The sequence below is a fragment of the Neobacillus terrae genome, assembly GCF_011393025.1.
In the GTDB taxonomy this organism is placed as follows: Bacteria; Bacillota; Bacilli; order Bacillales; family Cytobacillaceae; genus Neobacillus_A; species Neobacillus_A terrae.
Genome location: NZ_JAAOEO010000001.1, coordinates 186494 through 205865, shown reverse-complemented (window position 1 = coordinate 205865; position 19372 = coordinate 186494). Strand labels below are relative to the sequence as shown.

Here is a 19372-nt window from a genome sequence, read left to right as displayed (position 1 = left end):
CCCCACAATCCGGAAGATATCCCGTTTTTTCTAAACTTATAAAATATTATACTTCTTTTTTTAAAAAAATGGAAAAATAGGTTTTAAAATTATAAGTGAGGTTAATAACCTAATAATAAAGTATGGAACGGGGAGTGGGGATATCCATGAATATTGTAGTTTTATTAGGCTGTTTGTTAATGTTGGTGTATTTTATTTATTTATCTGCAGTTGATTAATTATAAAAGCCAGGCAGCAGCCTGGCTTTATGTTATTTTTCTATATACCCAAAGTGGAATTTGGCTGATTTCCTTACTAGGACCTTAAATCCAAATCTTTTAAAACGTTTGCTTTTAAAATGGTCCTTAAGAATAACCCTGTTTTTGGCTATCCTTAATGCTTCTTCAATTGCTGCGCTTGTAATTTCCTCTCTTAAAGCAAAATGTCCCAGAGACTTAATACCGTCAGATTCAAGAATACTTTCCTCAAACATAGGATCAAGGTATACACAGTTATAGGATTCGTCTTGTAATTCCTTAAGATAGGTAAAAGCTTCTGCATTCCTGACCGAAATTCTTCGCATGGCAGCATCCATCTTATCAATGCCGGACCCCCAAGTTTTTAGACCGTTTTCGATAATGTAGGATAGATACCTTTGTCCCTCTATTCCAGTAACTTTTCCTTTTTCACCTACAACGTAACTTGCCGTAATTGCATCAGATGCTAACCCGAGTGTGCAATCAAGTAGGCTCATACCTTCCTTCAATGATGCAGCATCAATGAAAGGATCCCGTTCCCCCCTTTGCAGCCTTTTTACACGGAACATCGCTGAGTTAGGATGAAAAAAGAACGGTTGGGGTTCATTTTTTTTATATAACTCAATCCTGTCTTTTCCAATCACAAAACAATCACTGTCTTGTTCACTTGTTATGGCAGCTACGGACCGCTTTTCCCTCGGAACATAAGGCACCTGCAGGTCTAATGCCGTCTTTTTAGCTATCTCTATCATCGTCTGAGTTGTTCGGCCGGCGGTGGTTATAAACATAAAGATCACATACCAGTACGATTTTATTTTTAAAAATTAAGCTCTGTAGTTATTTTAGGTAGTGCCAAAAATGAAAAAGAAAGGACGCCTATACGGCATCCCTTAGTTTTAACAGTTGGATTCAAATGCAGCCTTTAAGTTTTCCATTACGTTTTCCATGGAATTTCCTTCAATTTCATGGCGTGGAATGAAGTGGACAACTTCCTTACCCTTCATTAATGCCATGGATGGTGAAGATGGTTCATAGCCTTCAAAATACTCGCGCATTTTAGCGGTTGCTTCTTTATCCTGTCCAGCGAATACTGTTACAAGATTTTCAGGCTTTTTATCGCTCTGAAGTACAGCCTGTGTTACAGCAGGACGAGCAAGCCCTGCAGCACATCCGCATACTGAATTAACAACAATTAGTGTAGTACCGGAAGTATTTTCCATATAGCTTTCTACATCTTCTGGTGTTCCAAGCTCCTGAAATCCTGCTCTTGTAAGCTCTTCTCTCATTGGCTTAACCATTTGTCTCATATATTCTTCATATGCCATTGACATAAATAATCCCTCCAAAAGGTTGTATTTACTGTTAGCATACTATATTTGATGGCCGCACTGCAATGAATCGGTTTATTCCTTGCCTTTACGGGACTCCGTCATTTGCTTCCACACAGAACCCATTGCTTCTTCCCCGCCTTCAATGCGTTCTATTGCCATTTTAACCTGAAGGCTGACCTCAAATTCTGGATCACTTTCGGCTTCTTTTAAAGTTGAAAGGGCTTTTCCGCTGCCAACTTCATATAAAAACATTGCCGCTCTCCAGCGAACGAGCTTGCTGTCATCCTTTAAGGCAAGGATCATTTCATCCTCTGCCTCTTCAAAACCTAAATCAGACAGGCAGTCTCCCGCGGTTCGTCTTACGGTTACTGTTTTATCCTTTAAAGCCTTATAAAGAAGCGGAAGAACAGTCTTGTCTTTGATCATCCCTATATAAACAGTAGCAAGTCTTCTTACTGAGGCTTTTTCATCGGTAAGAGCTTTTTCAAGCAGTGGGAGATCTTCAATTGTAGGATCATCCATTTGTTCCAGCAGCTGATAGCGGATGTGCCAGTCAGGGTTGTCCAAATCGCCAACTTTTACTTTTTTACGCTGACGTTTTACAGGAACTGCACTTTCCCCTTCCTTCGACACACCCAGGGATACTAGCTCATCAAGGCGTGCTGGTGGATAGGCGGCGATAAGTTCCTCAACAACTTCATTTCCTACTTGATCAAAATCTCCGTATCGGATGCCATAATCCTTCCAGCCACGAAGCAAAATATAATTCTCATCTTCCAGCTGGGCCTTCTCTCTAGCTTGTAAAAAGTATTCAGGCATACCAAAGCGTCTCTCAGTTGTTCCGTCTGAAAGCTTTACCTGCAGAGGAATTTCTTTAAACATTTGAACCTGAACCTTTATTTCACCGAAATGTTCATTTACTTGTGCGGATTGCTGTGTACTTTCTGCCGTTTCTTCTCCAAACGATTCTCTCACTTTTGGAAGCAATTCCTTCCAATCGTATTTGGCGTTCCTTTCTACAGCCAAAAAGTCTGCAACATGGTAAACTCCCTTTATTCCCTCAATTGAAAGAATCGTTTTTACTACCTCCGGAGCCCCTTCAGAAGCATCTTTTTTATAATTATGGCTTTTGCCCATGGGTAATTCAGTGTCCAATATAATTTTCATTGTATTGGGGCTTGGAGTTGGTTCTATTGATAAAATCTTCAATCCAATCACCTTTTTCTAGTTCTGTATTTTATATCTCTTAACCGGCGCCTCCGCTGTTCTTATTGACTAGCTTCAGGGCTTGCGCTTTTCTTATTGTTCTGCCAGTTCTGACAAATAGCTCCATCTTTCAATCAGGTATTCAAGCTTTTCGTTCAATTCGGCTTCCTTTTTCATTAACTCTTGCCCTTTTGAAAAATCACTTCCGATTCTCTCCATCTCGGAAGCAACCTCTTTCAGGAGGTTTTCTGTTTTTTCAATTTCCCCGTCAATTGAGTCCCATTCACGCGTTTCATTATAATTCATTCTTTTCTTTTTTTCCCGTTCAGGAGACTTGGCTTGTACGGGTGCTGCCGACTGCGCTTTAACCGATGCAGCTTCGGTTACTTTTTCCAGGTACTCAGAATAATTACCATAGAAGGTATTGATCAATCCATGTCCTTCTAAAATGAGAAGCTGTTCAGCTACTTTATCAAGAAAATAGCGGTCATGGGAAACAGTGATAACTACACCCGGAAAATCCTCCAGATAGTCTTCAAGGACCGTAAGGGTTTGTGTATCAAGATCATTTGTCGGCTCGTCCAGTAAAAGAACATTTGGAGCCGTCATCAATATTTTCAGCAGGTACAAACGGCGTTTTTCTCCGCCGGAAAGCTTACGAATAGGTGTCCCATGAGAAAATGAAGGAAATAGAAAACGTTCAAGCATCTGAGCGGCTGATATTGTTTTACCATCAGAGGTTTCAACCACCTCTGCAGTTTCCTTGATATATTCAATCATCCGCTTATTTCCATCCATATCTTCGCTCTCTTGGGTATAGTAAGCGATTTTTACTGTCTGCCCCATTTGATATTCCCCTTTATCCAGGGAAATCTTTTTAGCCAGAATATTTAGCAGCGTGGATTTCCCCGTACCATTACGGCCAATGATGCCAAATCTGTCGCCAGGTTTTACGAGGAAATTAAAATGGCTGAGAATGGTTTTTTCACCGTAGGTTTTAGAGGCATCTTTTAGTTCGAATACCTGTTTCCCTAGTCTGCTTCCATTTAGGGAAATATCCAGCTTTTCAGAGGACCTGCCACCTGCCACCTGTTCTTCAAGACTTTCAAAACGCTGTATACGGGCCTTTTGTTTCGTGGACCGTGCTTTTGCGCCTCTGCGGATCCATTCCAATTCTCTTCTGAATAAATTTTTTCTTTTATCCAGGGTAGCTGCCTCATTTTCTTCACGGACAGCCTTTGCTTCCAAAAACGCTGCGTAATTCCCTTTATAGGTGTACAAATTTCCTCCATCAAGTTCAAATATCCTGTTCGTAACCCTATCGAGGAAATAACGGTCGTGGGTAACCAAAAGGAGCGCACCATTATAGCGACCCAAATACTCCTCAAGCCATTTTACAGTGTCAAAATCAAGATGGTTTGTTGGTTCATCCAAAATGAGTAAATCCGGAGACTCAATCAGAACCTGGGCCAGGGCGACACGCTTTTTCTGCCCCCCTGAAAGCTCTCCCACTCTTTGGCCAAAGTTTTCAATACCAAGTTTCATTAAAACGGTTTTGGCATTTGTACTTGCATCCCATGCATTAAGAGCATCCATTTGCTTTTGATATTCAAATAAGGATTCCTGCAGTCTATTATCTTCTGGTGACTGGTTTAAATTGATTAAGGCCTTTTCGTATTCCCTCATCAATTTTAGAATCGGAGAATTTCCTCTGAAAACCTGTTCAAGAACCGTCTCGTCTGTCTCAAAATCAGGATTTTGTTCCAAATACGCAATCGTATAATCCTTAGCTGTAATAATCTCGCCATCATCTGGCACATCGATACCGGCGACAATTTTAAGCAAGGAAGATTTCCCTGTACCATTGACGCCAATCAGGCCCACCCGTTCTTTTTCTCCAATAGTGAAGGAAATGTTCCTAAACAGCTCCTTTTCACCATAGGTTTTTAATAAATTTTCTGCAGTGAGCATTTTCATTGTTGACCATTCCATTCCTTATAAAATTGACTCAAAAAGGTTTCCATCACATTTTGGCGTTCATCGGCCATGTTCCTGGCTGTTTCTGTATTCATTAAATCTTTCAATTTTAACAGCTTTTCATAGAAATGGTTGATGGAGGTTGATTTGCCTTTTCGATATTCCTGCTCCGTCATTTTATCTCTTGTTAAAATTTCTGGGTTGTATATTTGCTGCCCTTTTTTCCCGCCATAGGCAAAAGCTCTGGCAATTCCAATAGCTCCAATGGCATCAAGACGATCCGCATCCTGGACAATCTTGGCTTCCATGGATGGAAGCTCCATCTTCCGGCCCCCTTTAAAAGAGATTGAATCTATAATTTCTTTTATCCGATCTCGTGAATCAGCCGGCAATTCTAACTTATTCAAAAAAGCGTTTAATTTTTGTGTGCCCTTTTCAGCACTTTCATTTAGTTTTTCATCCGGTATATCATGTAGCAGGGCTGCCAATTCAATAATAAATGGATCCCCCGTTCCTTCTTTTTCACATATATAAAGCGCATTACAGCGCACACGTTCAATATGAAACCAATCATGTCCGGTCGGGTCTTCCCCGAGCTCACTACGGACAAAGTCTTCTGTATGTTTGATCATTTCTTTATTCATTCTAATTCCCCGCTTTCCATCCATGCTATTTTACCAAAAAAGGAAGTATTATTCTAAGGAAACCTCAGCCATTGCCAAGCCATTTAAGTTATCGTTGTAACAGCTTTGGCCCGGTACTGCTCTATTCCATGAAAAAGCCAAAAGAAAAAAGTGCTCAAAGGCACTTTATTTCAGTTGGTTATACCAGCTAATTCCTAGCGTATTCTCTCCGGCATGGACTCCTATTGTTGCACCAAGTGGGCAGCAGTAAAAATGGAGATCCGGAAATTCCTCCTGAAGCTCGTTTTTCCATTCTTCAGCAGATTCTAAATGAAGGCCATATAATATATAAGCCTCTTTGAAATGATTCTTTTCGTAAGAGGAGCGAAGATATTCTATCATTTTTTCCTTTGCCTTCTTGTCTCCTCTTGCCTTTTCCTTTACCTCGAGGACTCCGTCTGCAATCGATATTATTGGTTTCACTTTTAACATGCTTCCTAGATAAAACTGGACACCAGACATCCTACCGCTGCGGTGCAGCTGTTCCAGACTTCCTACCACAACATACGTTTCATTGGAGTCTCTTATATTTTCCACGTCTGCCCTTACTTCTTCAATGGTTTTACCAGAAGACGCTGTCTCGATGGCTCTTTTAAGAAGAACAGATAAGGGATATGCGAGAATTTTGGAATCAATTGAAGTTATTGGGATATCCACAAGCTGTGCAGCCTGTTCACTTGATGAAAATGTTCCGCTCAGTTTGGAAGAAAGAAGAACGGATACAATCTCTTCATATTCTTTCGAGAGTTTCTCATACAATTCCTGAAAGGCTCCAATAGACGGCTGTGATGTTTTGGGAGGGGAATTTAATTGTTTAAGCCTTTCAAAAAGCTGTTCCGAGGTGAGGTCAATACCATCTAAGAATTCTTCTCCATCTAATAAAACAGTTAAAGGAATGCTATATAAATCACGATTGTTTTTTAACTCATCATCTAAAAAAGCAGTGCTGTCGGTTACCCATGCAATCTTTTTCATCTGATCTCCCCTTTTATAAGTTATAGATCTGTTAAATATTTGCTTTTTCATTTCTGCGCTAGGCGCTCGCTTTCGGCGGGGGATTCGTGAGCTTCACGCCGCCATTGCGCCTGCGGGGTCTCCTTTACACCATTTTTCCCGCTGCACGTTGAACTTGCATTTACGAACACTGCACGAAGGAGAAGATAAAGCACAAGGAAAACATCCTGGAATTTAAATCGCAAGAAATTATCCGAACGCAATATTAAGGATAATAGAGGATTTTCGAGGAGTCTCGCACCTTCCGTTCCAATTACATAGTGTCAAATTCATCTTCACCTTAAACATGCTAAGTTTTATTAACTTTCCTGAAGATTCAGTCTTTAATTCCAACTCTAACGGGTTTTTAACAAAAAGTAAATTATAAAATATTCGATTTAGTCTGCACATAAATAATACACTTGGAATATCACCCAAGTGTATTATTATGGTTTAGACATACTGGAGCACTACAAAGAATTTTAGTTAGTTACCCCTTTAATTTACTTTTACAAAATTAAGTTATTTCAACAAAGCCTCAATATCCGGAATAATATCTTTCGGTTTTGTAGCGGGGGCAAACCGTTTTATGACATTTCCATTTGAATCGACTAAGAATTTAGTAAAATTCCATTTAACTGCCTTAATTCCAAGAAGGCCCGGAGCATTCTCAGTCAAATAAACAAATAAAGGGTGAGCATCCTTGCCGTTTACATCCACTTTTTCAAACATTGGAAATGTAACACCATAGTTAACTTGGCAGAAAGATTCTATTTCTTCCTCGGTACCCGGCTCCTGATTCATAAATTGGTTGCACGGGAAACCTAAAACAGAAAAACCCCGGTCTTTATATTTTTCATACAGTTCCTGCAGTTCCTGATACTGTGGTGTAAATCCGCATTTGCTTGCAGTGTTTACAATCAAAAGCACTCTGCCATTGTACTCCTCCATGGAAACTTCTTTCCCTGAGATGGTTTTGGCCCTAAAAGAATAAACCGACATATCAACCCTCCATTTCTGCTACCTTATGATTAGCTCCCTTGCTTCTCTGAGCGTAACCATCATGTAATCAATCATATCCACTAGATCATCCATTTGATCCTCTGTAATGATTCTATCAAATTGGACTGTTATTGTATTGGATATAGTATCGTTTTTTTCAAAAGGGCTGCTGGTAACGGTTTGACTGATTTTCCTATCTTTTCCCCATATTCGCTTGAACAACTCAGCCATAGTTGAATAATAATCAGGATCGTTCTTATGAATAAAGGTAAATTCCAGCTTCACTGTGCAGCCTTCTTCACCACTTGAAAAGTGGCCAGGAAGAAGCTCAGATGCCAAATTTCGAAGCCTGGCATCCAGCACAATCCGAGCATGGGATTCTTCTGCATCAGTGAGCCGAAACATTACATCAAAAGATCTGGATAGCTTTGCAAGATTTACAATATCATTTCGATCAGTGATTACTATTTGTTTATCCAAATCCTTATCATATAAAGCACCTTCCAAAACCACTTTCATATTATCGAAAGCCGTTGGGTCGAACATTCACTTCACCTCTTAGAAAAGCTTCAGCGCCCATTAGTGGCGCTGAAGCTGAACATTTTAAAATAGGCCTATGGCATTTCCTTCTTCATCTACATCCATATTTAATGCGGCTGGTTTCTTTGGCAGGCCTGGCATTGTCATCACTTCTCCTGTCAAGGCTACCAAAAACCCTGCACCAATTGAAGGCTTGAATTCCCTTATTGTTACAGTAAAATCAACTGGACGCCCAAGCTTAGAAGGATCATCAGACAAGGAGTACTGTGATTTTGCCATACAAATCGGAAGATCTGACCAGCCAAACTTTTCAAAATCAATAAGCTGTTTCTTGGCTTTTGGAGAAAACTCTACTCCTTCTCCTCCGTAAACCTTTTGAACAATTGTTTTTACTTTTTCTTCAATTGAGTCAGACAATTCATATAGTGGATGGAAGTTGTTTTCACTTTCATCAATAACCTTTAAAAGAAGTTCGGCAAGCGCTACTCCACCAGCGCCGCCTTTTTCCCAAACTTCTGTGAGAGCGACAGGGATATTTTCCTTTGAACATAATTCTAGAAGATTCTGAACCTCAAGGTCAGTGTCTGCTGTAAAACGGTTGATTGCAACTACCGTTGGAAGTCCGAAACTCTGAATCGTTTCAATATGTTTTTTCAGATTGGCAAAGCCTTTAATCAGAGCTTCTACATTCTCATTTCCTAGCTCAGTTTTTGCTACTCCGCCATGCATTTTCAATGCACGGATTGTAGCTACAATAACCACAGCCTCCGGTTTGATTCCGGCACTTCTAGATTTAATATGAAGAAATTTTTCGGCCCCAAGGTCTGCGCCAAAGCCGCCTTCTGTAATAACATAATCCGCGAGTTTTGAAGCGGCTTGTGTAGCTATCACACTATTACAGCCATGGGCAATGTTTGCAAACGGACCGCCATGAATTAAAGCAGGTGTATGCTCAATAGTTTGAACAAGGTTTGGTTTAACAGCGTCCTTTAACAGAAGTGCAAGAGCGCCCTCAACTCCGAGGTCACTCACTGTAACAGGCTCTTTTTGATAATTATAAGCAACAACCATTCTTGAAAGCCTCAGTTTCAAATCCCTAAGATCATTTGCAAGGCATAGTACGGCCATGATTTCAGAGGCTACTGTAATATCAAAGCCATCTTCCCGGGGCACGCCTTGAAGCGGGCCGCCCAAACCGATAATCACTTTTCTTAATGCCCTGTCATTTAAATCAACAGCCCTTTTCCAAACGATTCGGCGCTGGTCGATTTGCAGCTCATTTCCCTGCTGCATATGGTTATCAAGGAGTGCAGCAAGAGCATTATTTGCTGTGGTAATGGCATGGAGATCGCCTGTAAAATGAAGATTGATATCCTCCATTGGCAGGACCTGTGAGAAGCCTCCTCCAGTAGCTCCGCCTTTAATGCCCATTGTTGGCCCTAGGGAAGGTTCACGCATGGCAATCATGGCATTTTTACCGATACGGTTAAAAGCATCTGCAAGGCCAACTGTGACGGTTGATTTGCCTTCACCTGCAGGAGTGGGATTGATGGATGTTACTAGAATAATTTTTCCGCTCACTTTTGTTTTTAGTTTAGCTAATGCTTCATTTGATATTTTTGCTTTATATTTACCATATAATTCAAGGTCATCTTCAGTTAATCCTATTTTTGCCGCTATTTCCTTAATTGGCTTCATTGTTGCCTGCTGTGCAATTTCAATATCAGATTTAAATTCTGTTTTCATTGTCATAACAATCCCCCAATTCCCCTCTGAAAAGAATATTATTCATTTTCATTGTACCAAATCACTGGTCCATAGAGAGGAAGATAAATATGAAATTTTTGTTCAAATTTTATTGTTCCAAAAGAAAAAACCGTTATAATTGTGTTGAACGTTTTTTAAGAAAATTTAGTACAATGCAGGATTAAAGCTGCCAAATAGAAGTTGCCAGCTGAATGTTATGGTCCCTACCTGCTAAAGAAAACTAGGAGACTGCCGAGCTTTTAGGTGAAAGCAGAACCATAGTTTCACTTTGGCGTTCGGAATGATTGGATATAAATTCTTATTAAATAAAAAGGGGGAACGAAAATGCCTATTAACATACCAAAACTTCTCCCTGCCAGGGAGACATTGGAGAAGGAAAATATCTTTGTGATGGATGATGAAAGAGCCTTTACACAGGATATCAGGCCTCTTAACATCCTTATTTTAAATCTAATGCCCATTAAGGAAACAACTGAGACACAGCTATTGCGTGTTCTTGGTAACACTCCTCTACAGGTGAATGTTACCTTTTTAAAAACAGATACATATCAATCAAGGAATACGAGCAGGGATCATCTCGATTTATTTTACAAAAGCTTTTCGGACATAAAAGGCCAAAAATTTGATGGTCTTATTATTACAGGCGCTCCTGTCGAGCTGATGGAGTTCGAAGATGTTGGCTATTGGCCAGAATTGACTGAAATAATGGAATGGTCAAAAACCAATGTTACATCTACACTGCACATTTGCTGGGGTGCCCAGGCAGCACTCCATTATCATTATGGAATTGGAAAAATGACTCTTCCAAGTAAATGCTCAGGAGTATATTCCCACAATGTCCATGAACCAAATGAAAGGTTGATGATGGGGTTTGATGATTTCTTTTTTGCTCCCCATTCACGCAACACAGATGTTTCTTCTGAGGAGATAGTAAGCCATCCGGCTCTCAAACTGCTTGCCTCCTCTACTGAGGCTGGTGCTCTTATTATTGCCTCAAAAGATGGAAGACATATCATGATAACCGGCCATCTTGAGTATGAGGCAGGAACGCTGGCCTGGGAATATGAGCGGGATTTACAAAAGGGACTGGATATAAAAATTCCGGAGCATTATTTTCCACAGGATGACCCCGCCCAGTCACCGGTTAACAGTTGGCGTTCTCACGGATTTCTCCTTTTCTCTAACTGGTTAAATTATTATGTATACCAACAAACACCATATACTTGGAAATAAAAGAAGCTGTGCCCCTCGATGAGTGGTACAGCTTTTTGCTTTATTCGTTTTTCTGAAGCATAAAAACCCACATGAAAGACAAGGATTGCTTTAAATTGAGCGGTAAAGAATCAACTGGAAAATGATCTGTTCCTTTTTTATAGACCCCTATTTCATCAATCTTTGTAAATCCATTTTCGCTTGCCAGCCTGTCTAACTCCCATGGCATCATAGTATTGCAAATAACTTTTTCTCCGTAAAGGCGTGAATAGCTGTTGTTTCTTGGCATAGCTGTTGGACCCAATAGACCGATGCATGCATATCCGCGTTTTTTCAGAATTCTATGAATCTCTTTTAAAACCAGCAGTGGATTTTCGGTCCACTCCAGAGAATTTATTGCCAGCAGCCCGTCAAATGAATTGTTATCAAAAGGAAGATTGGAAATATCACTTTGAACCCATTCGACAAGTTTGCCGGAGCGTGTTTTTGCTTTTTGAAGCATTTCCTCTGAAACATCTGCACCTGTCACGTTATAGCCCAAACTTGCAAGCTTTACAGACGCAAAACCATCACCACAGCCAAGGTCCGCAACTTTTGAACCCACAGATATCTGGCTTTGAAAAAATGGCAGGATATCCTTTCGGCTCCCTGTTTCCCACATTTCTCTGCTTTTAGAGTGCCAGCTCTGAGCCATTTCATTCCATTGTTTTTCCGCTTCTTCTTTCCAATTAAAGTTTCCCAAAAACAACCACCCTTTTCAATTTATTGAATATGATAAGCTATAGATTTATTAACTACTTCTTCAGAACTTATGAAAAAACCTTTGTTTACAAATATAAAGAACGTGCAAAACTAAAAAACAGGAGGTGTTGCTATATGGAAAAAATTATTGCCCTTCACCGAAATTACTTCGGTGATATTATAAGCTTTGCAACCTCGGAAGGCCGAATTATTTCATACCGGAAAGCAATGGAGGACGCAAAAAATGGTGTTTTCGAAGGAGTAGAAAGTACTGTTGATTCAATGGGAAATCTTTCTCTTGTACCATCGGCAGATAATTCTTTTGATCAGCTGCCGGAAATATATTAAAAGGGTGCCTCTTTTATTGAGACACCCTTTTCTATGCTATAATTACTGTTCTTCGTTTTGTTTTGAAATTATTTTTAATGCCTCAGCCCTTGCTGGATCTTCCTCAAAAAACTGAACCAAATCACCGATTCTGTCAATAGAATCCCAGCTTAGATGGTGCTCGATACCTTCAACATCTTTATAAATATTTTCATCTTTTACACCGATAATTTTAAGAAGCTGTTCGAGCAGTTCATGACGGTAAACAAGACGCTTTCCTATCTTTTTTCCTTTTGGAGTAAGTACCAGACCCCTGTACTTTTCATATACAAGATATTCATCTTTATCAAGCTTTTGAACCATCTTAGTTACTGAGGACGGATGCACCGACAGTGCTTCAGCTATATCCGAGACTCGGGCATAGCCCTTATCTTCGATTAATATATATATTTGTTCAATGTAATCTTCCATGCTAGGCGTCGGCATCCCGTACCCTCCCGTTTCTTTTAGAAAAACTTGGTATTCGCAAGTCCTATTTGCGAATGCCCTAGTTTTTCTTATGCGTTCAGAATTTATGGATAGAAATTCTGATTAGCTAAAAATAAACCATTAAAAGTTTACTATATAAACCTCACAGAGACAAGGTGCTATTCTATCCTATGATGCCATTGCTTACTAATAGCCATATTGTACCTAACTTTTAGCTCCTGCCTTTAAATTGCTTTTTCCCTCGAATACAAAATTCACCTTACCGGCCTGTTCATCCCACGCAAGTTTAGCATTAAAAGTTTTATCTTTATTTTTAAAGCCTTCAATCAAGTCTGTCTGACCCTCAGATAGCAATTTTTTTATATTACTCTGGGTGATGGCTTTTCCAAGAATTCTTTTTGATAGAGTAAAATTACAGTTATTTTTCTTATAATTGCTGCAGCCATAAAAACTCCCTTTATCCACAACCTGTCCATCACATTTTTTGCACGGCCCAAGCTTTGTGAAGGACTTTCTTCCCTTCTGTTTTCCAGGTGTAAAGGTGCTGCGATCTTCCTCGGAAAACTCCCACTCTGTAGAATGAGTGCTGCTTGAGGTTATCAAATGGATGACCATTTTATTAGTCTGCTCCATGAAGTTCTTTGGAGATGCAGCTCCTTCGGAAATTTCCTTAAGCTTTTTCTCCCACTTCGCGGTCATCTCAGGCGAAGCGAGAATTTGCCCGCCAATGGCATCAATTAGGATTTTCGCTTTTGCTGTAGCGTACACGAGATTTTTATTGACTTCAATATAAAGGCGGTCTTTGAGCATTGTGATGATGCCTGCTCTTGTTGCCTCGGTACCAAGGCCCTCAGTGTGACTGAGTACCTTTTCCAATTCCTTGTCCTCAATATGCTTTCCAGCTGTTTTCATTAGAGTTATTAGCTGGCCCTCAGTATACCGTTTAGGCGGCTGTGTATGACTTTCTTTAACTTCCGCTTTTTCTGTTATCCCTTCCTCACCCTCTAAAAGAGAAGGCAGCGCAGGATCTTCATCCTTTTCCTTTAGTGAAAGGACCTTTCTCCAGCCCTCTTCGATTTGGACTTTGCCTTTTGAGATAAAGGAGGCACGGCCATCCACCATTGTGATAACTGTTGTATATTGAGCTATCGCCTTGTTGTAATGTGCCGCAATTAGGCTTGTTGCGATTAAATCATATAATTTCCGTTCATCTGGCGGCAGCTTTTCTACATTAGGAATCTGCTCTGTAGGGATGATGGCATAATGGTCAGTTACCTTTTTATCATTAACATACCTTTTGTTCCCGGCAATTGACGGAACGGGTAAAGGGAAGAATCCTTCATAATCCTTAATAGCCCCCAGCTTTCTAAGAATATCAGGAAATGTTTCAGCCTCACCTTTTGTCACAAACCTCGAATCCGAACGTGGATAAGAAACATTCCCCTTCTGGTAAAGCTTCTGAAGAACATCAAGCGTCTTTTTAGGCGGAAATTTGAATCGTTTATTCGCTTCTGCCTGCAGTGCGGACAAGTTATAAAGAAGTGGCGGCAAAAATTCCTTCGTTTCTGCCTGAACCTTCGCTACAGCAGCAGGCTTGTCCACGCAAAAGGCTGCAATCTTTTCAGCCATTTCCTTTGACTTGATCCGGGTTTCTCCATCCTTTTCCCATTTCCCTATATACTTTTTCCCGTTTATTTTAAATTTGGCCTGGACCTCCCAAAATGGCTCAGACTTGAAATTCTCTATTTCTCTCTCCCTTTTTACAATTAATGCAAGGGTAGGAGTTTGCACCCTTCCGACAGAAAAAACATCGGCAAATCCTTGTTTCTGCAATAGAAGGCTGTACAATCTGGAGGCATTCATACCAACAATCCAATCTGAACAGGCACGTGTATATGCCTCATAATATAAATTTCGGGTATCCTGGTCAGTTAAAAGATTTTTAAAACCGTCACGAATGGAATTAGGAGTAAGTGAGGAAATCCAAAGCCTCTTCATTGGCTTATTACACTTGGCTAGACGTAAGACATTCCGGATAATAAGTTCGCCTTCCCGCCCTGCATCGCCGGCATGGATAATTTCAGTTACTCTCGGGTCGCCAGCAAGTTTCTTGATCGTCGAAAATTGCTTTGCTTTGTCTCTGGTTACCTCGTATTCAAATTGTTCGGGGATCATTGGCAGATTGTCGAGTGTCCACTTTTTCCACTCAGGCTTGTATTTCTCTGGAGAAACAAGCTGGCATAAGTGTCCGATTGCCCAAGTTACAAAGGCTCCATCGTTGAAAATATCATTAGGCAATATCTCAATAAAATCTGGATGTTTTTTCGTTTTGAAAACAGAAGCAAGAGTCTTGCCCTGATCAGGCTTCTCAGCAATAATCAGCTTCATGTATTTGCTCCAATCTATGGTAACCTGGCAGAAATGCACCAAATAACCTTTTATTATTTAAATGCTTTTAAAGAGTCCATGTTCATTGTAGACCTGTATTCTAAAAATAGTAAAGGCAAAAATTAAATGTAAGTAACACCGTCTGAAAGTACCTAAGAAAATAAAAAAAAACGGGGCAGCTGCTGACTGCTCCCGGTCACATCCATTCATTATTTGTACCAGTTTTCTTTAGGAATAATGTTTGAAACGGTAAGGATTAAGGAAGGTATTCTTTCTACCCCGAAAATAATCGCTCCAGTTTTTTCGTTAAACATAATAAAAGCCTTACCATGGGAAAAAGAAGCAAGCTGATCTCCTATATGAAGCAGCGACATAATAATTGCCTGTTTTTCCTCTGATTCTATTATAATATTTGGTGAAAATCTTAAGATCCAATCCTCTCCCTCAACAGAAAAACGGTACATTTCCTCACCCTTCACTCTTTCAAATGATTATTAAAAGATATGAGCAGAGTGGATTTTTATGTTTGTTCTTGCATAGATAAACATATTTTTTATATTCGCAATCTTTTAATAATATAGATGAATTTTCGCAAAAAAACGCTTACATTTCTTGACTGCCCAAATTATTTTGGTGTATATTATAACCATCATAAAATGCACAAAAAACGTTTTATGATAATATTCACCTAGGGCACAAATAGTGTCTTGAAAGGCATAGGAGGAAAAAGTTAAATGCAAAACGGTAAAGTAAAATGGTTCAACAATGAAAAAGGTTTCGGTTTTATCGAAGTTGAAGGCGGCGACGATGTATTCGTACACTTCTCTGCTATCCAAGGAGATGGCTTCAAGTCTTTAGAAGAAGGCCAAGAAGTTTCTTTTGAAATCGTTGAAGGAAACCGTGGACCTCAGGCTGCTAACGTTGTGAAACTTTAATTCAGACAGCGAATATAGGAAGGCTGGCAAAATGCCAGCCTTTTATTGTTTTTGCTGGCCTTTTATTAATTCTTGTTTCCGACCAGCTTTTTGATTATCTTTGACGGGATGTCCGTCTGCTTTCATTCCACTACGATAGTTTTCCACCATATTCTTTCAATTTCTCCCCAACTGTACATTGACTGATGCAAAAACGATGCGCCTGCCTGCGCCCCTTTTCCTGCTTAATCTGCCTATGCAAAAAGCAGCCGTCACAATAAATCCCAATGATCGATTCAACGTTTTCCAAAACTACTTTTCTTTCCGCTTCCTTCACAGTCTTCCCTCCAACTTTCTATAGCAGCTGTGTTCTGCCGAAGATTTCTTTACCCTCTAATGCCTGGCTTGCCAGCTTATCAGCTTCCTTGTTTTCATTCCTATTGATGGGGCTGTATTTCGGTTCCAAACCAAGCTGCCTTAACTTTGCTTCAATCCTGTCCAGCCAGCGATTTAATACCTCCTCATAGCAAGGCCATTCCCCTTCAAGCTGTTTCAGTACAACCGCTGAGTCCCCTCTAAATTCACATGGGAGATTACGTACATCCATTTCCTCAAGAATGCTAAGCGCAAAATACAATGCTGCATATTCAGCTTCATTATTTGTATCCATTTCACCAATAAGCTGGTTTGCCCGGACACGGTATTTTTTCTTTCCTTGGCGAAAGAAGATCACAGCACCAAGACCTGCCTTATTGGTTTCTTTTTGAAAACCTCCGTCGAAATAAACAAGAAGGTCGTGGGGATCATCCTCAATTTCTGTCAGGAGTTTTTTCATTTCTTTAAGGTTCCAGGATGTTCCAATTTCATCGTAAAAAGTTATATCAATCGCTTTACCCGATTTTTCTAGTTCCTCGCCAGCCTGAATCGCTGTTTCACCCTCAAGAAAATCAGATGAGAATAAAATTTTTTGATTACCTTTTAATTTATAATTCCATTCCATTTTATATTTCAATGAACTTCAGCCTTTCGAAATTTTTTTGCCAAAAGGGCTTACCCTTTATAGTACCCAACTTCTGGTGGAAATGCGATTAATACTGCCTGCAGAATCAATGGGAATATGGTAAAATTTTAAAAGACATTGGAGGAATGACAAATTGATCGAAGTATATATTGACGGAGCAAGTGCAGGCAATCCCGGTCCAAGTGGAGCTGGGATTTTTATAAAAGGCCACGGTTCAGCAGAAAATTATTCTATTCCGCTCGGAACTATGTCAAATCATGAAGCGGAGTACCATGCCTTTATTAAAGCGCTGGAAATTTGCCTTGAAAAGGGCTATGCCACTGTTTCATTTAGAACCGATTCGGAGCTTGTTAACAGGGCGGTTGAAAAGGAATTTGCCAAAAATAAAAGCTTTGCTCCTTTACTAGAAAAAGCACTTGGCTTAACACGCCAGTTTGATTTATTTTTTATGAAATGGATTCCCAGCCGGGAAAATAAAACAGCCGATGAATTGGCAAGGCTAGCTATAAGAAAAAATCATCCGGAGGAAAAAACACAAAAATGAAAAAGTCTTTGTTTGCTGATTCCAGCCTGCTGCTTGTTACTTTAATTTGGGGAATGACCTTTGTCCTGGTCCAAAATGCAATAGATAAACTGGAGCCCTTCTCCTTTAATGGTGTTCGCTTCTTAATCGCGGCACTTTTACTTGGACTTTGGCTGATCCTTTTTGAAAGGAAACAGCTGGCTTTTTTTAATAAAAAAATGCTTTTCTCAGGAATACTGATGGGATTTTGGCTTTTTCTCGGTTATGCAACACAAACAATTGGCCTGCTTTATACCACTTCTTCAAAAGCAGGCTTTATTACTGGGTTATCGGTATTACTTGTACCTCTTTTCTCGTTTTTATTAATGAAGCAATCCCCGAGCCGTAATGCTGTCTTGGGAGTTATAATCGCAACGGTAGGACTTTTCCTTCTTACTATGACAGATATAACCGGGCTTAACTTTGGCGATTCCATGGTGTTTATATGTGCAATCGCATTTGCTATGCATATTATCATAACTGGAAAGTTCAGCGAGAAATATCCTTCACTTCTTTTAACTATCATCCAAATTTCTACTGTTGCCCTTTTCTCTATCATTTCTTCTTTTTTATTTGAGGATTGGAAAAGAGCATTTGAACCAGCCATTATGGAATCGGGTGATGTTTTGACTGCTCTTGTTGTAACCTCTGTGTTCGCAACAGCTATCGCTTTTTTTGCACAAACTAATTTTCAGAGATATACGACTCCAACACGAGTTGCGTTGATTTTTGCAATGGAGCCGGTGTTTGCAGCAATCACCGGATATGTATGGGCGCATGAGCATCTTTCCAATAGCGCCCTTATCGGATGTATCCTGATTTTTGCCGGGATGGTTTTTGCTGAGCTGCCTGCTGGCAAAATTCCTTTCCTTACCAAAAAAGGAGCAATCGAAGGAAAAATTTAAAAAAACAAGGGCATGCGTTGTGCATGCCCCTTTTAAATAGCCAGCAATTCTTTCTCTTTTACATACTTTATTGCTGCTGTTCTTGTCCTAATTTTATTTTGTATAAACGTCTCTAGCAATGACATATAAAAACTTCCGTCAAAGCTCTTTTGAGCTTTCAGTGTCAGCTCAATCGCCGCGTTGATCAGTTCATCAGGTGCGTTGGTATAATGCTTGCCAAAATATATAAAACCAATCGCATCCTCTTGCAGCTGAAAACCTTTCCCTTGAAGCGCATTCAGATATTGATCTACCGTCCGCAATCTTTTACCCTTCCTCTCGTCCACCTTAAATGTCTCTCTCTATTTCAATTTTAAACCATTTTTCGACAATTTTCTATCTTTTTTTGTCAATAAATGTCCAGCTACCCCGATAAGTATTCCAAGAAGGGCGCCCCCAATTACTTCTTCTGGCTGGTGTCCAAGCATTTCCTTGAGCTTTTTTGGAGAGTTTTCCTTAAAGGCAACAGGATCATCCTTGTGGATTTTTTCCATGAGGTCATCAAGTGAGTTAACTTTTAATGTTAATTCTCCTGTTTGGCGGCGAATTCCTTGGGCATCATACATTACGATCAATCCATATACAAGAGAAAGAGCAAAATCAAAGGTCGGCAGCCCGCGCTTAAGCGCAATAAAAGTGGTTAGGGATGCAACACCAGCTGAATGGGAGCTGGGCATGCCCCCTGTCTGGAAAAACAAATCAGGCCGAAGTTCTTTCTTTTTAAAATAATGAATGGGAATTTTTAAGCCCTGTGCTAGTCCAATACTGAATAATGCTAAATAGACTCCTTTGTTAACCAAAACCTTCACCTCTTTTAACGATTTTAAAAATATCTGTTTTTTATTATTCCCGAAGGAGACACTAAGAAAACGGAGGTGAGGGAATTGAGTAAAAAGAATAATGGAAATCGTGGAGTAAAGGCTCCGGGTGTAAATCCGCAAGGGTACGGTCAGGATGCAGCAATGACCGAAGATCCAAAAAGTGAATTGGAAAATCGGGCTAAAAAAAGCAATACAAAGCACTAGAAAACGGCGTGCAA

The 19372-nt window shown here is 39.9% G+C and carries 23 protein-coding genes; 6 read left to right on the top strand and 17 right to left on the bottom strand.

The window, feature by feature from the left end:
• Positions 1-250: 250 nt before the first annotated feature.
• From G8761_RS01090 to G8761_RS01050, 9 genes are all read right to left on the bottom strand, one after another.
• Positions 251-1024 (bottom strand): class I SAM-dependent methyltransferase, encoded by a 774-nt coding sequence (locus tag G8761_RS01090; protein ID WP_166022804.1) that lies wholly within the window; start codon positions 1022-1024, stop codon positions 251-253.
• Between the two features lie 108 nt (positions 1025-1132).
• Positions 1133-1567 carry a BrxA/BrxB family bacilliredoxin gene (locus tag G8761_RS01085; RefSeq protein WP_166022802.1) on the bottom strand — a complete coding sequence of 145 codons (435 nt, stop codon included), beginning with the start codon at positions 1565-1567 and terminating at the stop codon, positions 1133-1135.
• Between the two features lie 72 nt (positions 1568-1639).
• On the bottom strand, positions 1640-2776 hold the full coding sequence (locus G8761_RS01080; protein ID WP_166022800.1) for a conserved virulence factor C family protein: 1137 nt from the start codon (positions 2774-2776) through the stop codon (positions 1640-1642).
• A gap of 90 nt (positions 2777-2866) precedes the next feature.
• A complete protein-coding gene (locus G8761_RS01075; RefSeq protein ID WP_166022798.1) occupies positions 2867-4750 on the bottom strand; it encodes an ABC-F family ATP-binding cassette domain-containing protein in 1884 nt (627 codons plus the stop codon).
• Positions 4747-5394 carry an HD domain-containing protein gene (locus tag G8761_RS01070; RefSeq protein WP_166022796.1) on the bottom strand — a complete coding sequence of 216 codons (648 nt, stop codon included), beginning with the start codon at positions 5392-5394 and terminating at the stop codon, positions 4747-4749. Before G8761_RS01070 ends, G8761_RS01075 begins: the two co-directional genes overlap by 4 nt.
• 165 nt (positions 5395-5559) lie before the next feature.
• Positions 5560-6408 (bottom strand): DegV family protein, encoded by an 849-nt coding sequence (locus G8761_RS01065; RefSeq protein ID WP_166022794.1) that lies wholly within the window; start codon positions 6406-6408, stop codon positions 5560-5562.
• Between the two features lie 540 nt (positions 6409-6948).
• Positions 6949-7428 carry a glutathione peroxidase gene (locus G8761_RS01060; RefSeq protein ID WP_166022792.1) on the bottom strand — a complete coding sequence of 160 codons (480 nt, stop codon included), beginning with the start codon at positions 7426-7428 and terminating at the stop codon, positions 6949-6951.
• An 18-nt stretch (positions 7429-7446) separates the two neighbouring features.
• On the bottom strand, positions 7447-7974 hold the full coding sequence (locus tag G8761_RS01055) for a hypothetical protein (protein WP_166022790.1): 528 nt from the start codon (positions 7972-7974) through the stop codon (positions 7447-7449).
• 57 nt (positions 7975-8031) lie between these two features.
• Positions 8032-9720 (bottom strand): formate--tetrahydrofolate ligase, encoded by a 1689-nt coding sequence (locus G8761_RS01050; protein WP_166022788.1) that lies wholly within the window; start codon positions 9718-9720, stop codon positions 8032-8034.
• 339 nt (positions 9721-10059) lie between these two features.
• Between G8761_RS01050 and metA the strand changes: the two genes are divergently transcribed.
• Positions 10060-10968, top strand: coding sequence for a homoserine O-acetyltransferase MetA (gene metA / locus G8761_RS01045; RefSeq protein WP_166022787.1), 909 nt, complete (start codon positions 10060-10062; stop codon positions 10966-10968).
• Between the two features lie 40 nt (positions 10969-11008).
• Here metA and G8761_RS01040 read toward each other — a convergent pair whose 3' ends face one another.
• A complete protein-coding gene (locus tag G8761_RS01040; protein WP_166022786.1) occupies positions 11009-11689 on the bottom strand; it encodes a class I SAM-dependent methyltransferase in 681 nt (226 codons plus the stop codon).
• Between the two features lie 134 nt (positions 11690-11823).
• Between G8761_RS01040 and G8761_RS01035 the strand changes: the two genes are divergently transcribed.
• The gene (locus G8761_RS01035) at positions 11824-12036 is read left to right on the top strand and encodes a DUF3892 domain-containing protein (protein WP_166022782.1); all 213 of its coding nucleotides are present in this window, start codon (positions 11824-11826) and stop codon (positions 12034-12036) included.
• Between the two features lie 42 nt (positions 12037-12078).
• Here the strand turns inward: G8761_RS01035 and mntR are convergent, their stop codons facing one another.
• The 3 genes from mntR to G8761_RS01020 all read right to left on the bottom strand — a co-directional run bounded on the left by mntR (position 12079) and on the right by G8761_RS01020 (position 15356).
• On the bottom strand, positions 12079-12501 hold the full coding sequence (gene mntR / locus G8761_RS01030; RefSeq protein WP_166022781.1) for a transcriptional regulator MntR: 423 nt from the start codon (positions 12499-12501) through the stop codon (positions 12079-12081).
• 207 nt (positions 12502-12708) lie between these two features.
• Positions 12709-14892, bottom strand: coding sequence for a DNA topoisomerase III (locus G8761_RS01025; RefSeq protein ID WP_166022780.1), 2184 nt, complete (start codon positions 14890-14892; stop codon positions 12709-12711).
• A 209-nt stretch (positions 14893-15101) separates the two neighbouring features.
• Positions 15102-15356 carry a hypothetical protein gene (locus G8761_RS01020; protein ID WP_166022778.1) on the bottom strand — a complete coding sequence of 85 codons (255 nt, stop codon included), beginning with the start codon at positions 15354-15356 and terminating at the stop codon, positions 15102-15104.
• Between the two features lie 270 nt (positions 15357-15626).
• On the opposite strand from G8761_RS01020, the gene cspD reads away from it, so the two are divergent.
• A complete protein-coding gene (gene cspD / locus G8761_RS01015; RefSeq protein ID WP_071459908.1) occupies positions 15627-15827 on the top strand; it encodes a cold-shock protein CspD in 201 nt (66 codons plus the stop codon).
• Between the two features lie 130 nt (positions 15828-15957).
• Here the strand turns inward: cspD and G8761_RS01010 are convergent, their stop codons facing one another.
• Both G8761_RS01010 and G8761_RS01005 read right to left on the bottom strand, forming a co-directional pair.
• Entirely contained in the window at positions 15958-16143 is a 186-nt protein-coding gene (locus tag G8761_RS01010; protein ID WP_166022776.1) for a zinc-finger domain-containing protein, read from the bottom strand.
• Positions 16144-16161: 18 nt separating this feature from the next.
• Complete coding sequence (locus G8761_RS01005) at positions 16162-16818, bottom strand: reverse transcriptase-like protein (protein WP_166022774.1); 657 nt, start codon at positions 16816-16818, stop codon at positions 16162-16164.
• 142 nt (positions 16819-16960) lie between these two features.
• On the opposite strand from G8761_RS01005, the gene G8761_RS01000 reads away from it, so the two are divergent.
• Both G8761_RS01000 and G8761_RS00995 read left to right on the top strand, forming a co-directional pair.
• Entirely contained in the window at positions 16961-17371 is a 411-nt protein-coding gene (locus tag G8761_RS01000) for a reverse transcriptase-like protein (protein WP_166022772.1), read from the top strand.
• Positions 17368-18294: a DMT family transporter gene (locus G8761_RS00995; protein WP_166022770.1), complete on the top strand. Its 927-nt coding sequence runs from the start codon at positions 17368-17370 to the stop codon at positions 18292-18294. The genes G8761_RS01000 and G8761_RS00995 overlap by 4 nt, the downstream gene beginning before the upstream one ends.
• A 32-nt stretch (positions 18295-18326) precedes the next feature.
• Here the strand turns inward: G8761_RS00995 and G8761_RS00990 are convergent, their stop codons facing one another.
• Both G8761_RS00990 and G8761_RS00985 read right to left on the bottom strand, forming a co-directional pair.
• Positions 18327-18596: a DUF6123 family protein gene (locus G8761_RS00990; protein WP_166022768.1), complete on the bottom strand. Its 270-nt coding sequence runs from the start codon at positions 18594-18596 to the stop codon at positions 18327-18329.
• A gap of 39 nt (positions 18597-18635) precedes the next feature.
• Positions 18636-19133, bottom strand: a complete 498-nt coding sequence (locus tag G8761_RS00985; protein ID WP_166022767.1) for a divergent PAP2 family protein — start codon at positions 19131-19133, stop codon at positions 18636-18638.
• An 84-nt stretch (positions 19134-19217) separates the two neighbouring features.
• Here G8761_RS00985 and sspL point away from each other — a divergent pair, with 84 nt between their 5' ends.
• Positions 19218-19358, top strand: coding sequence for a small, acid-soluble spore protein L (gene sspL, locus G8761_RS00980; protein WP_166022765.1), 141 nt, complete (start codon positions 19218-19220; stop codon positions 19356-19358).
• The last annotated feature ends 14 nt before the right edge of the window (positions 19359-19372 follow it).

Bases quoted from the DNA above. Each gene is read 5' to 3' on its own strand.
- G8761_RS01075 (WP_166022798.1), bottom strand. From the start codon at position 4,750: ATGAAAATGCTCACTGCAGAAAATTTATTAAAAACCTATGGTGAAAAG.
- cspD (WP_071459908.1), top strand. From the start codon at position 15,627: ATGCAAAACGGTAAAGTAAAATGGTTCAACAATGAAAAAGGTTTCGGT.
- G8761_RS01085 (WP_166022802.1), bottom strand. From the start codon at position 1,567: ATGTCAATGGCATATGAAGAATATATGAGACAAATGGTTAAGCCAATG.
- mntR (WP_166022781.1), bottom strand. From the start codon at position 12,501: ATGCCGACGCCTAGCATGGAAGATTACATTGAACAAATATATATATTA.
- G8761_RS01065 (WP_166022794.1), bottom strand. From the start codon at position 6,408: ATGAAAAAGATTGCATGGGTAACCGACAGCACTGCTTTTTTAGATGAT.
- G8761_RS01025 (WP_166022780.1), bottom strand. From the start codon at position 14,892: ATGAAGCTGATTATTGCTGAGAAGCCTGATCAGGGCAAGACTCTTGCT.
- metA (WP_166022787.1), top strand. From the start codon at position 10,060: ATGCCTATTAACATACCAAAACTTCTCCCTGCCAGGGAGACATTGGAG.
- G8761_RS01050 (WP_166022788.1), bottom strand. From the start codon at position 9,720: ATGACAATGAAAACAGAATTTAAATCTGATATTGAAATTGCACAGCAG.
- G8761_RS00995 (WP_166022770.1), top strand. From the start codon at position 17,368: ATGAAAAAGTCTTTGTTTGCTGATTCCAGCCTGCTGCTTGTTACTTTA.
- G8761_RS01035 (WP_166022782.1), top strand. From the start codon at position 11,824: ATGGAAAAAATTATTGCCCTTCACCGAAATTACTTCGGTGATATTATA.
- G8761_RS01060 (WP_166022792.1), bottom strand. From the start codon at position 7,428: ATGTCGGTTTATTCTTTTAGGGCCAAAACCATCTCAGGGAAAGAAGTT.
- G8761_RS01070 (WP_166022796.1), bottom strand. From the start codon at position 5,394: ATGAATAAAGAAATGATCAAACATACAGAAGACTTTGTCCGTAGTGAG.
- G8761_RS01020 (WP_166022778.1), bottom strand. From the start codon at position 15,356: ATGTACCGTTTTTCTGTTGAGGGAGAGGATTGGATCTTAAGATTTTCA.
- G8761_RS01055 (WP_166022790.1), bottom strand. From the start codon at position 7,974: ATGTTCGACCCAACGGCTTTCGATAATATGAAAGTGGTTTTGGAAGGT.
- G8761_RS01090 (WP_166022804.1), bottom strand. From the start codon at position 1,024: ATGTTTATAACCACCGCCGGCCGAACAACTCAGACGATGATAGAGATA.